Annotated in this window: 16 protein-coding genes; 6 read left to right on the top strand and 10 right to left on the bottom strand. The window is 72.7% G+C overall.

The features are described 5' to 3' along the window. Window position 1: 1 nt before the first annotated feature. From ACH34Q_RS04830 to ACH34Q_RS04815, 4 genes are all read left to right on the top strand, one after another. On the top strand, window positions 2-1,234 hold the full coding sequence (locus ACH34Q_RS04830) for an NAD(P)/FAD-dependent oxidoreductase (RefSeq protein WP_395981493.1): 1,233 nt from the start codon (window positions 2-4) through the stop codon (window positions 1,232-1,234). A 38-nt stretch (window positions 1,235-1,272) separates the two neighbouring features. Then, the gene (locus ACH34Q_RS04825; RefSeq protein ID WP_395981492.1) at window positions 1,273-1,656 is read left to right on the top strand and encodes an Rv2175c family DNA-binding protein; all 384 of its coding nucleotides are present in this window, start codon (window positions 1,273-1,275) and stop codon (window positions 1,654-1,656) included. 179 nt (window positions 1,657-1,835) lie between these two features. Then, window positions 1,836-2,510, top strand: coding sequence for a thiamine phosphate synthase (thiE, locus tag ACH34Q_RS04820; RefSeq protein ID WP_395981491.1), 675 nt, complete (start codon window positions 1,836-1,838; stop codon window positions 2,508-2,510). A 59-nt stretch (window positions 2,511-2,569) separates the two neighbouring features. Beyond that, on the top strand, window positions 2,570-2,734 hold the full coding sequence (locus ACH34Q_RS04815) for a hypothetical protein (RefSeq protein ID WP_395981490.1): 165 nt from the start codon (window positions 2,570-2,572) through the stop codon (window positions 2,732-2,734). A 7-nt stretch (window positions 2,735-2,741) separates the two neighbouring features. On the opposite strand, the gene ACH34Q_RS04810 is transcribed toward ACH34Q_RS04815, so the two are convergent. The 4 genes from ACH34Q_RS04810 to ACH34Q_RS04795 all read right to left on the bottom strand — a co-directional run bounded on the left by ACH34Q_RS04810 (window position 2,742) and on the right by ACH34Q_RS04795 (window position 8,125). Next, window positions 2,742-4,064, bottom strand: coding sequence for a serine/threonine-protein kinase (locus tag ACH34Q_RS04810; protein WP_395981489.1), 1,323 nt, complete (start codon window positions 4,062-4,064; stop codon window positions 2,742-2,744). 90 nt (window positions 4,065-4,154) lie between these two features. Next, complete coding sequence (locus tag ACH34Q_RS04805) at window positions 4,155-6,338, bottom strand: beta-glucosidase (protein WP_395981488.1); 2,184 nt, start codon at window positions 6,336-6,338, stop codon at window positions 4,155-4,157. Next, a complete protein-coding gene (locus tag ACH34Q_RS04800; RefSeq protein WP_395981487.1) occupies window positions 6,338-6,892 on the bottom strand; it encodes a carboxymuconolactone decarboxylase family protein in 555 nt (184 codons plus the stop codon). Before ACH34Q_RS04800 ends, ACH34Q_RS04805 begins: the two co-directional genes overlap by 1 nt. Window positions 6,893-7,066: 174 nt before the next feature. Beyond that, window positions 7,067-8,125, bottom strand: coding sequence for a polyprenyl synthetase family protein (locus tag ACH34Q_RS04795; protein WP_395981486.1), 1,059 nt, complete (start codon window positions 8,123-8,125; stop codon window positions 7,067-7,069). Between the two features lie 81 nt (window positions 8,126-8,206). Here ACH34Q_RS04795 and metF point away from each other — a divergent pair, with 81 nt between their 5' ends. After that, a complete protein-coding gene (gene metF, locus ACH34Q_RS04790; protein ID WP_395981485.1) occupies window positions 8,207-9,142 on the top strand; it encodes a methylenetetrahydrofolate reductase [NAD(P)H] in 936 nt (311 codons plus the stop codon). On the opposite strand, the gene ACH34Q_RS04785 is transcribed toward metF, so the two are convergent. From ACH34Q_RS04785 to ACH34Q_RS04760, 6 genes are read right to left on the bottom strand one after another with little or no spacing between them, the layout of a single operon-like run. Beyond that, window positions 9,079-9,681, bottom strand: a complete 603-nt coding sequence (locus ACH34Q_RS04785; protein ID WP_395981484.1) for a GNAT family N-acetyltransferase — start codon at window positions 9,679-9,681, stop codon at window positions 9,079-9,081. The genes metF and ACH34Q_RS04785 overlap by 64 nt on opposite strands. Before the next feature lie 10 nt (window positions 9,682-9,691). Further along, entirely contained in the window at window positions 9,692-10,024 is a 333-nt protein-coding gene (locus ACH34Q_RS04780) for a hypothetical protein (RefSeq protein WP_395981483.1), read from the bottom strand. 3 nt (window positions 10,025-10,027) lie between these two features. Beyond that, on the bottom strand, window positions 10,028-10,864 hold the full coding sequence (locus ACH34Q_RS04775) for a hypothetical protein (protein WP_395981482.1): 837 nt from the start codon (window positions 10,862-10,864) through the stop codon (window positions 10,028-10,030). A 23-nt stretch (window positions 10,865-10,887) separates the two neighbouring features. After that, complete coding sequence (locus tag ACH34Q_RS04770) at window positions 10,888-11,271, bottom strand: ArsC/Spx/MgsR family protein (protein WP_395981481.1); 384 nt, start codon at window positions 11,269-11,271, stop codon at window positions 10,888-10,890. A gap of 23 nt (window positions 11,272-11,294) precedes the next feature. Beyond that, window positions 11,295-11,768, bottom strand: coding sequence for a YbaK/EbsC family protein (locus ACH34Q_RS04765; protein WP_395981480.1), 474 nt, complete (start codon window positions 11,766-11,768; stop codon window positions 11,295-11,297). Then, window positions 11,654-12,919 (bottom strand): RNA-guided endonuclease InsQ/TnpB family protein, encoded by a 1,266-nt coding sequence (locus ACH34Q_RS04760; RefSeq protein ID WP_395981635.1) that lies wholly within the window; start codon window positions 12,917-12,919, stop codon window positions 11,654-11,656. The genes ACH34Q_RS04765 and ACH34Q_RS04760 overlap by 115 nt, the downstream gene beginning before the upstream one ends. 158 nt (window positions 12,920-13,077) lie before the next feature. Between ACH34Q_RS04760 and ACH34Q_RS04755 the strand changes: the two genes are divergently transcribed. Then, window positions 13,078-13,845 carry a peptidoglycan-binding protein gene (locus ACH34Q_RS04755; protein ID WP_395981479.1) on the top strand — a complete coding sequence of 256 codons (768 nt, stop codon included), beginning with the start codon at window positions 13,078-13,080 and terminating at the stop codon, window positions 13,843-13,845. Window positions 13,846-13,937 lie beyond the last annotated feature (92 nt).

Raw genomic sequence — 13,937 nt, 5'->3', positions numbered from 1 at the left:
CATGGACAGCGTCATCGTGGTGGGAGGCGGGCTGGGCGGCGTGCGCGCCGTCGAGGCCCTGCGGAGCAAGGGGTACGAGGGCGAGCTGACGCTCGTCTCGGCCGAGCGGCACCGGCCGTACGACCGGCCGCCGCTGTCGAAGGCCGTGCTGGCGGGCGACCGCGACGACACCACGGTCGACGCCGACTGGGACCGGCTGCGCGCCCGGCTGCTGCTCGGCGAGCGCGCCACCGCGCTGCGGCTCGCGCCCGGAGGCGGCGGAACGGTCGCCACGACGGCCGGTGACCTGGCCTTCGACGGGCTGGTCATCGCCACCGGGGCGCGCCCGATCACGCTGCCGGGAGACGGGCCCCAGCACGTCCTGCGGACGATCGAGGACGCCCGCGCCCTGCGCGCCCGGCTCACCGGGGGCGCCCGCGTGGTCATCGTCGGCGCCGGCTGGATCGGCGCCGAGGTCGCCACCGCCGCCGCGAAGAAGGGCTGCGCCGTGACCGTGGTGGAGGCCGCGGACGCCCCGCTCGCCAACGCCATCGGCTCCGGGATCGGGGCCCTCACCGCCCCCTGGTACGCCGAGGCCGGGGTGGAACTGCGGACCGGCGTCAAGGTCGCCGCGATCGAGCACGGCGGGCTCGCCCTGGCCGACGGGGGCCGGATCGAAGCCGACGAGGTCGTGGTGGGCGTCGGCGTCCGGCCCGAACTCGGCTGGCTGGACGGCTCCGGATTGCTGCTCGAACGTGGCATTGTGACCGACGCCTCGTTCCGAACCGGTGTGGAAAGCGACACACCCGGCGAGCCCGGCGAGCCCGGCGCGTACCGGCCGGACGTCGTCGCGGTGGGCGACTGCGCCTCCTGGTGGTCCGCCCGCTACGGGCGCCGGCTGCTCGTCGAGCACTGGGACACCGCCCTCAACGCCCCCGAGGTGGCCGCCGCGACGCTGCTCGGACAGGAGGCCGCGTACGACGCCGCCCCGTACTTCTGGTCGGAGCAGTTCGGCCGGATGGTCCAGTACGCAGGGCATCACCCGGTCGCCGAACGCCACGTACTCCGGGGCGACCCGGCGAGCGGCAAATGGGCCGTGTGCTGGCTGACCGGCGAACGGCTGGAGGCGATCCTCACCGTGAACAGCCCGCGCGACCTCATGCAGGCCAGGCGGCTCATCACCGCCGGCACGCCCGTCGACCCCGCCGTCATCGCCGATCCGGAGGTCCCGGTCCGGCAGGCGGCGCGCTCCTGACGGGTTTGAGCATCGTGGGGGCGTGGTAGCAAGGGGGCGTGACGCAACTGCACGCAACCGTAGAAAGCGCTCTCGACCCCCAGACCGACGCCCTCGCCGGAGAGTGGCTCACCCTCGCGGAGGCGACCCGGCGGCTCGGTATCCGGGCCAACCGGATCAAGCAGCTGATCAGCGAGCGCAAGCTGCTGTCGATCCGCCGCGACAACCAGCCGATGGTGCCCGCCGCCTTCATCCAGGACGGCCAGGTCATCAAGGGGCTCTCCGGCACGCTCAACCTGCTGTCGGACGCGGGCTACAACGATGTCCAGACCCTGCGGTGGCTGTTCACCGCGGACGACACGCTGCCCGGGACCCCCGTCCAGGCGCTGGCCGAGAACCGGGGGACGGAGGTTCGCCGGCGCGCCCAGGCGCTGGCGTTCTGACCCGAGCCGGACGGCCCCCGACCAGGACGAGCACGACCACGTGACAGGATTGCGGGGTCACGCGCGGCGATCCACCGCGCGCGGCCCCGCATCCGTATGCCCAGCACTCTCCATGCCCCGCACTTCCATGCCCCGCACTCTTCCCATGAGCGGCATGCCAGGAAGGAACCGCCCCCACCGTGTCCAGGCACCTGCTCTCCGACCGGGCCGTCGCCCTGCGCGCCCGGCTCAGCCGGGCCCGCCTCTACCTCTGCACCGACGCCCGGGAACGGCAGGGCGACCTGCCCGCCTTCCTCGACGCCGCGCTCGCGGGCGGCGTCGACATCGTCCAGCTCCGCCAGAAGGGGCTGGAGGCCCGGCAGGAGCTGGAGTACCTCCGGGTGTTCCGGGCCGCGTGCGAGCGGCACGGGGCCCTGCTGGCGGTCAACGACCGGGCCGACATCGCCCATGCCGTACAGGCCGACGTCCTGCACCTCGGCCAGGACGACCTGCCGGTCGCGGCCGCCCGGGCGATCGTCGGCGAGGACATCCTGATCGGCCGCTCCACGCACGCCGGAGAGGAGGCCTCGGCAGCCGCCGCCGAGCCCGGCGTCGACTACTTCTGCGCAGGCCCGGTCTGGCCGACGCCGACCAAGCCGGGGCGCGCGGCCCCCGGGGTGAAGCTGCTGCGGTACGTGGCGGCGCGGCCCGAGGGACGGCCCTGGTTCGCGATCGGCGGCGTCGACGCCGCCAACCTCGACGAGGTGCTGGCGGCGGGCGCGCGCCGGATCGTGGTCGTACGGGCGATCACCGAGGCCGAGGACCCGAGGGCCGCGGCCGCCGACCTGGCCCGCCGCCTCCGCGAGGCCTCCTGACCCGAGGGTGTCGATCACCACGGTGTCGATCACCACGGGCGATGGCCGACAATGGAGCCATGACCCAGGGACCCGATGACGAGCGCCCGGTGGACCTGTCGGACGACGATCTGCAGATCCTGCCGGACCGTACCCCCGCCGACACCGACGCGGGCTGGGGCGATTGGCGCGGTGACGGTGACGACGACGCCCGATTGATCGAGGACGTCCCCCCGCACTGGTGAGCTAGGACTAGAAGACCACGCCCAGCGCGAATCCGGCCAGCATGACGGCGCCGAGGGCGATCATCATGCGCCACCGGTAGCGCGGGATCCGCTTGGGCCGCGTCTTGGGCGCCGGGGCCTGGTCGTCGCGCAGCGCCCGGACGAGCTGGCGCGCGGTGGGCCGGGCGGCCGGGTTCTTGTCCAGGCAGCGGGCGGCCAGCTCGCGCAGCGTCCCGTCGAGGTCGCCCAGGTCGGGCCGGCGCGAGGTGATCGCGCGCAGTACGGTCGCGTCGGTGCCGGTACCGGTGCCGGTGCCGAAGGGCGGACGCCCGGTCGCCGCGTACACCATGGTGGCGCCCCAGGCGAAGACGTCGGCGGGCGGCCCGACGGGCTCGTCCTCGATCTGCTCGGGCGCCAGGTAGGCGGTGGTGCCGGCGGTAGCGGCGGCCGCCGACGCGGTGTCGAGGCTGCGGGCGAAGCCGGTGACCTTGGCGCCGTCCGGGCCCAGCAGCACGCGGCACGGTGTGAAGCCGCGGTGCACGACGCCGGCCTTGTGCATCGCCGCCAGCGAGGCGGCGGTGCGCAGCGCGACCTTGCGGAGTCGCGCGGCGGCCAGCGGGCCGTCCTCCTCGACGCTCTCGCGCAGTGAGGGGCCCTCGGCGTACTCGCTGACGATGTAGGGCCGTTCGGCGGCGAGATCGGCGTCCAGCACCCGCGCGGTGTGCCGCCCGGTGACCTGCATCGCGGCCTCGGCCTCCTGCGCGAGGCGGTCGCGGGCGCGCCGGGGCGCCGCCTTGCCGCCGCGCAGCACGCGCACGGTGACCGGCTCGCCGTCCTCCTCGTCGCGGCCGAGGTAGAGGATGCCGAGGCCGTCCTGGCCCAGCCGCTCGACCAGCCGGTAGGGACCCATCCGGCGCGGGTCGTCGGCGGTCAGCCGGCCGCGGCCCGCCGCACCCTCCCTGGCGGAACGGGCGGCCGGTCCCAGCGGCGAGCCGTCGGTGAGGATGCGGTCGGGCCCGCCATCCGCCATGGAACGGAGGGACTCCGCGCGGTCGGAAGCGCCCCGCTCCGGCACGGCGGCCGCATCGGGCCCGTACAGATCAGGTGCGAGGGAATCAGGTGCGAGGAGGTCGGGCGCGCGCAGGTCGGGCGCGGGCAGGTCGCAGCCGGGGGAGCGGTCGCCGGCGTGCCGGTCGGTGCGCGTCCGGCCGCGGCCGGACCGGGCCGTGTCGATGTGCGCGGGCTCTGGCCGTGCGGACTCGGGCCGTGCGGACTCCGTGCCGCCGGAACCGACCGGGACGGGGCGTGCGGAACGGGAGGTCGTCCTCCCGCGGGAGGGATCGTGCGGCACTGGGGACTCCGACTCGGCGGGGGCGGACGAAGAAGGCCTCTATTTCTATCGCGTCATACAGGTCGCGGCAGGAAAACAGTGATCTTTACCTCAGCAGCGGACACCACCCCGGGAGAAGGCGCCCTTGAGCGCCGCGTCCCGGGAGGAGCCGCCGACCATGACTTTGTAGCACCCGGGTGCGACATTCCACGCGTCGCCCTCCTCGTTCCAGTACGCCAGGGAACGGGCGGAGAGCGGGAACGTGACGCGCGTGCTCGCGCCCGGGGCGAGGTTCAGCTTCTGGTAGCCCTTGAGCTGCCGGGGCGGCTGCGGCACGTTCGCGCTGGGGGCGGGCAGCCCCAGGTACAGCTGGGGCACCGCGACGCCGGGCCGTGTGCCGGTGTTGGTGACGGTCACCTGCACCGAGCCGGAGCCCACCGCCAGGTCGCTGTAGCGGAACGAGGTGTACGACAGCCCGTGCCCGAACGGGAAGCGGGGTGCGAGGCCCTTGACGTCGTAGTGCCGGTAACCCACGAAGACGCCTTCGGAGAACGTCACCGTCTTGTCCACGCCCGGATACTGGGCCGGGTTGCCCGCCGTGGGGATGTCGGCCTCTGCGGCGGGGAACGTGACGGGCAGCCGGCCTCCCGGGTCGACGTCCCCGTACAGGACGCGGGCGAGCGCCTTGCCCGCCTGCTGTCCCGGGTACCAGGCCGCGATGACGGCCTTGACCTCGTTCACCCAGGGGGTGAGGACGGGTCCGCCCGTCTCCAGGACGACGACCGTGTTGGGGTTGGCCTTGGCGACCTCGGAGATGAGCGCGTCCTGGTCGCCGCGCAGGGGGTCGCCGCACTGGAGGGTGAGGCAGGACTTGTCGAAGAACTCACCCTGGGCGTCGGTGGCGAAGACGATCGCCACCTCCGCGGCCTTGGCGGCTCTGGTTGCGGCGCCCCGGTTCCCGCCGTCGTTGTAGGTGACCGTGGTGCCGTTCCCCGCCCGCTGGGCGATGCCCGTACGGGGGGACACGTGCGTGAACGGTTCGACCTTCGCGGAGCCGAAACCGGCGGGAACGGCGTCGGCGCCCTTGCCGATGAGCGCGATCGACTTGGGCGCGGCCAAGGGAAGCGTGCCGGTGTCGTTCTTCAGGAGCGTCATCCCGCTCTCGGCCAGTACCTGGGCGGCGGTCTCGCTCGCCGTACGGTCGATGCGGGACAGGTCGTTGGGGTACTCGGGACGGTCGAACACCCCGTGCGCGAACATCGTGCGCAGCACGTTGAGGGTGTGGCCGTCGATCGTGGCCTGGGTGACCTGCTTCTTGCCCACCGCCCGCTTGAGCATGAAGGCGTTGTACTTCAGGCCGATCGGCAGTTCCATGTCGAGCCCGCCGTTGGCGGCGGCCACGGTGTCCTGGGTGGCGGTGTGGTCGGACGGGACGAAGCCCTTGAAGCCCCACTCGCCCCGGAGCACCGTGTTGAGGATGGCGCCGTCCTGGCACGCCCATCGCCCGTTGAGCTTGCCGAACCCGCACATCACGGCCCCGGGCTCGCCGTCCTTGACGGCCGCCTCGAACGGGAGGAGGTAGATCTCGCGGAGCGTGCGCTCGGCGATCCTCATGTCCAGCGCGAGCCGGTCGGTCTCCTGCGTGTAGACGGCCAGGTGCTTCACCGAGGCCATCACGCCCTGGTCCTGGGCGCCCTGGATCCAGGAGGTCCCCAGCCCGGCCGACAGGTACGGGTCCTCGCCGAAGCCCTCGAACGTCCGGCCGTTGCGCGGGGTGCGCAGCACGTCCACGGTCGGGCCGAAGACGACGTCGTTGCCCCGGTGCTTGGCCTCCCAGCCGACCACCGCGCCGTACTTGCGCGCGGCCGCGGGATCGAACCCGGCGGCAAGGGCGATGGGGGCGGGAAGCGCGGTCGCCTTGCCCTGCCGTACGCCGGCGGGACCGTCGGCCATGTAGAGCGGCGGGATCCCCAGGCGCGGGATGCCGTGGTTGGTGTCGGCGTGCGCGGTCTCGAAGAAGCCGCCGAGCGGCCCGCCCAGCGGGTCGTCGGACGCCAGCAGCGCGATCCGCTCGTCCACCGTCATCGCCTTGAGGACCAGGCGGGCCCGCTCGTCGGCGGAGAGCCCGGTGGCGCACCAGGGCCGCTGTACGGGATCGCCGCAGCGGGTCGCGGCCCGCGACTGGGCCCCGGCCGCCTGAGCCCCGGCCGGTACGACCATGAGGGCGAGGACGGATGCCAGCGCCCCTGCGGCCGACATCCAGCGCTTGCTCGTGTGCGACCGCGGCCCGGCCATCAGCTCTCGTCCTCGTGCCGGGCGTGCTCAGGCTGTACGCGCATCGCGTTCAGCGCGAAGGCCACCATGTGGTAGTGCCCGATGAGGATCACCAGCTCGATCAGCTCGCGTTCCCCGAAGTGCTCCGCGAGATCGTTCCAGGCGCCGTCGTCCAGGGTGCCGCGTGCGTGCAGCTGGTCGGCGGCGGTCAGGACGGCGCGGTCCGCGTCGTCCCAGGCGTGCTCGCCCGGATCCAGCCGCAGCGCGCCGATCTCGGCCTCGCTGATCCCGGCGGCCAGCGCGAGCTCCTCGTGGTGGCCCCACTCGTACTCGCAGGACCGCAGGTGCGCGGTACGCAGGATCGCGAGCTCCCGGACGCGCCCGCTGAGCGTCCCCTTGAGCAGCAGCATCGACCCGAATCCGATCCACGCGTCGAACAGCTCGGGGTGGCGCCCCAGCGTGGTGAAGATGTTGAGCGGGCCGGTGGCGGCGGCGACCGCCCTCAGCGTCGGGTTCCACTCCGCCTCGGGCAGCGGCGGGATCCGCGGTGTATTGGAGGGGGTGTCAACGGGCATGCCGCCATTTCTGCCACCATTCAGTGGGAGAGTGCTACCCGCCGTGCGGTTTTGGCCACATCACGCCAATCCGCGCCACCAGTCCCCGAAGCACGGGCCGTCCCAGAAGCACAGGCGGTCCCGGAAGCACAGGCGGTCCCGGAAGCACGGGCGGTCCCAGAAGCAGGGGAGCCTTCAGGCCTGCCGCGCCGTGGCCGCCACCGCCAGCTCCTCCAGCGCGATCCGGGCCTCACCGGTGATCGGGGCCTCGGCCAGCGCCGTGGACGCCCGGTCCGCATACGTGCCGATCATGGCCTCGCAGGCCGCCAGCCCGCCGGTGTCCACGATGATCGAACGCAGCGCGTCCACCCCGGCGGCGTCGAGGTCCGGATCGCCCAGCAGCCGCTCGACCGTCGCGGCGCCCTCGGGCTCGGCACGTTCCAGCGTCTGCGCGATCAGCACCGTGCGCTTGCCCTCGCGCAGGTCGTCCCCGGCGGGCTTGCCGGTCTCGGCCGGGTCGCCGAAGACGCCCAGCACGTCGTCGCGGAGCTGGAACGCGATGCCCAGCGGCCGGCCGTACGCGCGCAGGGCCTCGACCACCTCGGGGGAGCCCCCGGCCAGCGCGGCGCCCAGGTGCAGCGGCCGCTCGATCGTGTACTTGGCGCTCTTGAACTCCACCACCCGCAGCGCGGCCTCCACGGTGCCGCCGCCGCGCACGCCCTCCAGCAGGTCCAGGTACTGCCCGCACATGACCTCGGTGCGCATCAGGTCGTAGACCTCGCGGCCGCGCAGCCGGCCCGGCTCGTCCACGCCGCTCCACTCGAACATCTCGCCGGACCACGACAGGCACAGGTCGCCGAGCAGGATCGCGGTGCCCTCGCCGAACGGATCGGCGGGACCGCCCGTCCAACCCTCGTCGCGGGCCAGGGCCTGGAAGCGCCGGTGCGCCGAGGGCTGGCCCCGGCGGGTGTCGCTGGAGTCCATGACGTCGTCGTGGATCAGCGCGCTGGCCTGGAGCAGTTCCAGCGAGGCCGCGGCGGCGATCACGCTCTCCCGGGGCTCGAGGCCGCCGGCCGCCCGCCACCCCCAGTAGCAGAACGCGGGACGCAGCCGCTTGCCACCGGCCAGCAGGGCGTCCAGGGCGGCCAGCAGGGGCGCCAGATCGGGGCTGATGGAGAGCAGGCCGGGACGCTGCCGGTCGACGAACGCGAGCAGCGCGGCGTCGACCTCCTTGCGGATGCGGCTGGTGGACATGCAGTGATCGTATCCAGACCGCCGGGGACGGGACACCCGCCCGCCGCTCCGGGCGCCGCGCGCACGGCCTACCCTTGGAGGATGCGACGCGAACGCCCCGACCGCGCCCCCACCATCCGTGAGCTGCTCGCCGCCGGTGGCAGGTCCTTCTCCTTCGAGTTCTTCCCGCCCAAGACCGACAAGGGCGTGCGCACCCTCTGGCGGACCATCCGCGAGCTGGAGACCCTGCACCCGACGTTCGTCTCGGTGACCTACGGGGCGGGCGGCGGCACCCGCGACACCACGGTCGACATCGTCGAGCGGATCGCCACCGACACCACGCTCACCCCCGTCGCGCACTTCACCGCCGTGAACCACTCGCAGGCCGAGCTGCGCAACCTCATCGGCCGGTTCGCCAACGTCGGGGTCCGCAACATCCTCGCGCTGCGCGGCGACCCGCCCGGCGACCCGATGGGGGAGTGGATCAAGCACCCGGACGGCGTGGCCTACGCCTCCGACCTGGTCCGGATGATCCGCTCGTACGGCGACTTCTGCGTCGGTGTCGCCGCCTTCCCGTACAAGCACCCCCGCTCGGCCGACATCGAGACCGACACCGCCCACTTCGTGGCCAAGTGCCGGGCGGGCGCCGACTACGCGATCACCCAGATGTTCTTCCGCGCCGAGGACTACTTCCGGCTGCGCGACCGGGTGGCGGCGGCCGGCTGCGACACCCCGATCATCCCGGGGATCATGCCGGTCACCAAGATGAGCACGATCGAGCGTTCCGAGCAGCTGTCGGGCGCGCCGTTCCCGCCCGAGGTCAGGGAGCGCTTCGAGGCCGTCTCCGACGACCCGGAGGCGGTCCGGCGGCTGGGCATCGAGCACGCCGCCGAGCTGTGCCGCGAGCTGCTGGAGCAGGACGCCCCCGGCATCCACTTCATCACCTTCAACCAGTCCACCGCGACCCGCGAGGTCTACGGGCTGCTGGACGCCGCCTCGTACGCCGCCAGCGGCAGCGCCGCCCCCATCACCGCGTAGGGCGGCCCGCCCCCGGGGAACCCGAACCCGGTCAGCAGGTCGATCATGCCCACCGACCGGTAGAGCCGCCGGGCGGGCGTCTCCGGCGAGGTGTCCAGCGTGGACAGCACCACGGTGCGCTCGGGCCGCCCCTCGCACAGCGTGCCGAGCAGCCGCCGCCCGAGCCCCTGGCCCTGGTGCTCGGGATGCACATGCAACTCGGCCACCTCGAACGAGTCGTCCAGCCAGTGCGCCGCGTGCTCGGGCCCGCCGATCTCGGCCAGCGCCCCGTGCACCACGTCGTGCCACCACTGGCCGCGCTCGCCGGCGAACCCGTACCCGAACCCCTGGAGCGTTCCGCCGAGCGGGATCAGGGCGCCGCGCCGCTCGGCCACCACCGCGCGGAACCGGGGGTACGAGGCATGCCGGTCCATGATCGTGTGGCGCCCCGGGAGCTGCTCGGCGGGCGGCCGCATCGCCGCCGCGTACACCGCCAGGATCGGGCCCAGCCGCCGCTGGAACGCGCGGTGGTCGATGTCGCGCAGCTTCGCTTCCTTCACGCGCTAGACACTAGACCCGGGCGACGGTCCGCCGGGTCGCCGACAGCCGGTCGTAGATGTCCCACAGGATCCTGTCGGCGGCCTTCTGCAGCGAGCGCTGGTTGTTCTCGAGCTGGCGGCCCCACTGCCGGGCCTCCGGGCCCAGCCACGCGTCCGTCCCGTTCAGCGTCTTGACCGCCGGATCGAGGGCCTGGCGCAGCCGCCCGATGCTGCCGTACGCGTCGGCGTACGCCTGGTAGAGCTCGCGGTACGCGGGGTTGGGCTGCTCGGTCGGCGGCAGCTTGCCCGCCGCGGCCGGATCGAGCGGCGGGGGCAGGCTCCCGGGGGGCGGCGGAGGGGCCATCGGTCAACCGGCCTTCGGTTCGAGGCCCAGCCGGCCCATGGCCTCCCGGGTACGGTCGCTCAGCCGCGCCCCGGTCAGCACCTGGACCGCCACCGGGCGGATCTCCGCGTGATCGGCCTGGGCCAGGAACGCGCGCAGCCACCGCACGTCCATCGTCAGCTGGTGGCTCGCGGTGCCCAGCGACTCCCGTACGGCCGCCAGCCGCGCCTCGTCACCACCGGCCGCCTTGAGCAGGTCGGCCGCCGCAGCCGGGCCGAGCCGCTCGTAGAGCTTCTCGGTGTAGTCGGGGTCGCCGGCGTTGGCCGCCAGGTTCCGCCACACCGGCTCGGGCACCGGCTTGCGGTCCTGGACGGCGGCCGCGACCGCCAGCGCGTCCGTCCGGGCCGCCTTCGCCGCCTCCTGCCGGGTGGGGAAGTTGCCCAGATCCCCGCCCGCGCCGTTCGGCGGGGCCGGGGTGACAGGCGCTACCGGCTGCAGCCGGGGCGGGCTCTCCACCGGTTCGGGCTTCCTGCCGGGACCGGGCGTACCGCCGCCCGGCGTCCTCGGCAGGACCGGGACGGCCGGCGCCTCGACCCCGCCGCCGCGATCGGGATGGGTCATCGCGTAGTTGTAGCGCCGGGTCAGCATGCCGAGCTGGTCGGCCGCCCACCGCGCCGCCTGCTCGGCCTGCCGGTAGCCCGTGGCCGGAACCCCGGGCGGGGGACGGTGACCGTTCAGCCAGCTCTTGATCGCGGTCTCGGCGTCCTGGACCTGCTTGATCAGATGGTTGAGCGCCGGCGGGTCGATGCCCCGGAAGTCGGCGTCGCGCGCGGCCGGGCCGGTGCGCATCTGCGCGGTCATAGTGTCCCAGGATCACACCCGCGTCACGCGCTGTCGAGGGCCTTGCGCACCGACTGCGGGTCGCGGGCCACCACCACGTCCCCGCCTCCGGTCAGCACGATCGGCCGCTGGATGAGCGAGGGGTTCGCCACCATCGTCTCGATCCACAGCGCGCGGTCCCGTGCCATGTCCTTGAGGCCGAGCTCCTTGGCGACCGGCTCGTTCAGCCGCGCCACCTCCCACGGCTCCGCGCCGATCTTCGTCAGCACCGCGTCGAACTCCTCGGCCGTCGGCGGCTCGTCCAGGTAGCGGCGCTCGATGTACGGCACGCCCGCCTCGTCCAGCGCGGCCTTGGCGGCGCGGCTCTTGGAGCAGCGCGGGTTGTGCCACAGCTCGGTGGTCGCCTTCGCGCCCGCTTCCTCGTTCACTCGTGCACCCTCACTGTCCACCGTCACTCGTCGGCCCCCACATCGGCGGATTCCCCGTCGGTGATCCGCAGGAGCTCATCGTACGAGGTCGGGAACACCGTGTGCGGGATCCCGCCCGCCGCCCACACCTGGTCGTACTTGGCCAGCCACACGTCCACCAGCGTCCGTACCGGCGCCCGGTGCCCGACCGGCGCCACGCCCCCGATCGCCTGCCCGGTCGCCTCCCGGACGAACTCCGGCTTGGCCCGCTTCACCTTCTCGGCTCCGACCAGCGCGGCGACCTTGGCCGTGTCGACCCGGTGCGCGCCGCTGGTCAGCACCAGCAGCGGCGCTCCGTCCGCGTCGAAGATCAGGCTGTTGGCGATCGCGCCGACCTCGCAGTTCACCTGGTCGGCGGCGGCCTTCGCGGTGGGCACCGGCTCGGGAAGCTCGACGATCTCCCCGGCCGCTCCCCGTTCCCGCAGCACGCGGGCGACACGTTCGACGTTGGGATGCATGGCGCCCACTTTAAAGTGCCGGAATCCCCGTGTTGGAATCCCTTGTCGGAAACCTGCATGTGGTCCTCCGAGCCTGAGTCCTCCGCATCAGCACGCGCGCGCGTCCCGCAGCCGCACGTCCAGGCTCGGACGTTCAACGGCATTCTCTCGGCGAGGGCGCCGCAGTGAGAGCACAGCTTGGAGGAGGGGAACCACCGGTCGACCACGACCAGTTCCCGCCCGTACCAGGCCGCCTTGTACCCCAGCATGCTCCGAAACTCCGACCACGCCGCATCCGAGATCGCGCGGGCCAGACTCCGGTTCTTGACCATGTTGCACACGGCCAGGTCCTCGATCACGAGCGTTTGGTTTTCGCGCACGAGTCGAGTGGTGAGCTTGTGCAGGTGGTCGCGCCTGCGATCGGCGATGCGGGCGTGGACACGGGCAACCCGCAGCCGTGCCTTGGCGTGGTTGGCCGAGCCCTTGGCCTTGCGGGCCAGTTCCCGCTGCGCCCTTGCCAGGCGGTCCCGGTCGCGGCGCTCATGTCGGGGGTTGGTCACCTTCTCCCCGGTCGACAGGGTCAGCAGATGATTCAAGCCGACGTCGATCCCCACCGCCGCATCCGTGGCCGGCAGCGGCTTCACGTCGGCGTCCTGGTACAGCAGGGACACGAACCAGCGCCCAGCCGCGTCCCTCGACACCGTCACCGTCGTCGGCGCGCTGCTGCCCTCAGGCAACGGCCGGGACCAGACGATGTCCAGCGGCTCGGCCATCTTGGCCAGGGTCAGCGCCCCCTCGCGGTACCGGAACGCCGAACTGGTGTACTCCGCAGAGGCACGCGACCGGTGCTTGGACTTGAAGCGGGGGTACCGGGCGCGTTTGGTGAAGAAGCCGGTGAAGGCCGTTTGCAGGTGCCGCAGTGCCTGCTGCAGCGGGACCGAGGACACCTCACCCAGATAGGCCAGCTCCGCGGTCTTCTTCCACCCCGTCAGCATCGCCGAGGTCTGGTTGTAGCTGACCCTCTCCTGCCGAAGCGTCCACGCATCGGTACGGGCCGCCAAGGCCAGGTTGTACACCTTGCGCACGCACCCGAACGTCCGCGACAGCTCGGCCGCCTGTGCAGCGGTGGGGTGGAAGCGGTACTTGAACGCCCGCTTCACGCCAGTGGCCATGGCCCGCAAGATACCGAAACAGCTTGCGACATTCCGGCAACATACTGCGATGGACGTTCTCTCCCCGTCCCCGGGACAGAGTCGACGATGTCTGCCTGCTGTACAGGAGTCCTTTTCCTTTCCTGCCTGAAGGCAGGGGTATCCACGGAGGAACCTCGATGAGCATGAGAACGGGCGCGGTCGTGCTCGTGGGCGGTGCCCTGCTGCTGACCGGCTGTACGGGCGCCGACAAGCCCGCCGGCAAGCAGGCCAACACGCCCGCCGCTTCCCCGGCCACCGCCACCCCGACCCCTACGCCCACGCGCCGTACCCTCAAGTCCGGTACCAAGGGCGACGACGTCAAGACCCTGCAGAAGCGACTCAAGCAGCTCGGGTACGACCCGGGCCGTGCCGACGGCAAGTACGGCCTGTCCAGCCAGATGGCCGTGTGGGCGTTCAAGAAGGTCAACGGCCTCAAGGTGAACAGCACCGTGGGCCAGAAGACGTGGGCCGCCCTGGACGCCCCCGCGCAGCCCCGTCCCATGGCCAAGCGCCGCGAGGCCGATCGCGTCGACGTCGACCTGCGCCGCCAGTTCCTCGTCGTCTACCGGGACGGCAAGCCCAAGCTCATCTCGCACATCTCGTCCGGCTCGGGCGAGTACTACTGCGCCAAGGACCGCGGCGCCACGGTCGCCCGCTGCCGCTACGCCACCACCGGCACCGGCGACTTCCGTACCGGCCGCCGCGCCTCCGGCTGGGAGACCTCACCCCTCGGCCGGCTCTACAACCCCATCTACTTCAACGGCGGCATCGCGTTCCACGGCGCCCCCGACGTCCCCCGCCACCCGGCCTCGCACGGCTGCGTCCGGCTCCCGATGCACATCGCCGAGAACTTCCCGGACCTGGTCACGACCGGTATGCCCGTGCACGTTCGACGCCCGAAGTGACACTCGTTCGAACACATTGACGAATCGACGTCAGGACGGTTTACTGGGAATGCCTCGAACTGACGTTCGAGGTGGCACGGGACTCGCGGACC

The organism is Actinomadura sp. 9N407 (assembly GCF_044326315.1).
In the GTDB taxonomy this organism is placed as follows: Bacteria; Actinomycetota; Actinomycetes; order Streptosporangiales; family Streptosporangiaceae; genus Spirillospora.
The sequence above is the reverse complement of the archived record's forward strand: the minus strand, read 5'-3'. Positions and strand labels throughout refer to the sequence as shown.

Bases quoted from the DNA above. Each gene is read 5' to 3' on its own strand.
- ACH34Q_RS04780 (WP_395981483.1), bottom strand. From the start codon at position 10,024: ATGGCCCCTCCGCCGCCCCCCGGGAGCCTGCCCCCGCCGCTCGATCCG.
- ACH34Q_RS04815 (WP_395981490.1), top strand. From the start codon at position 2,570: ATGACCCAGGGACCCGATGACGAGCGCCCGGTGGACCTGTCGGACGAC.
- ACH34Q_RS04755 (WP_395981479.1), top strand. From the start codon at position 13,078: ATGAGCATGAGAACGGGCGCGGTCGTGCTCGTGGGCGGTGCCCTGCTG.
- ACH34Q_RS04805 (WP_395981488.1), bottom strand. From the start codon at position 6,338: ATGGCCGGGCCGCGGTCGCACACGAGCAAGCGCTGGATGTCGGCCGCA.
- ACH34Q_RS04830 (WP_395981493.1), top strand. From the start codon at position 2: ATGGACAGCGTCATCGTGGTGGGAGGCGGGCTGGGCGGCGTGCGCGCC.
- ACH34Q_RS04765 (WP_395981480.1), bottom strand. From the start codon at position 11,768: ATGCATCCCAACGTCGAACGTGTCGCCCGCGTGCTGCGGGAACGGGGA.
- ACH34Q_RS04795 (WP_395981486.1), bottom strand. From the start codon at position 8,125: ATGTCCACCAGCCGCATCCGCAAGGAGGTCGACGCCGCGCTGCTCGCG.
- ACH34Q_RS04800 (WP_395981487.1), bottom strand. From the start codon at position 6,892: ATGCCCGTTGACACCCCCTCCAATACACCGCGGATCCCGCCGCTGCCC.
- ACH34Q_RS04760 (WP_395981635.1), bottom strand. From the start codon at position 12,919: ATGGCCACTGGCGTGAAGCGGGCGTTCAAGTACCGCTTCCACCCCACC.
- ACH34Q_RS04775 (WP_395981482.1), bottom strand. From the start codon at position 10,864: ATGACCGCGCAGATGCGCACCGGCCCGGCCGCGCGCGACGCCGACTTC.
- metF (WP_395981485.1), top strand. From the start codon at position 8,207: ATGCGACGCGAACGCCCCGACCGCGCCCCCACCATCCGTGAGCTGCTC.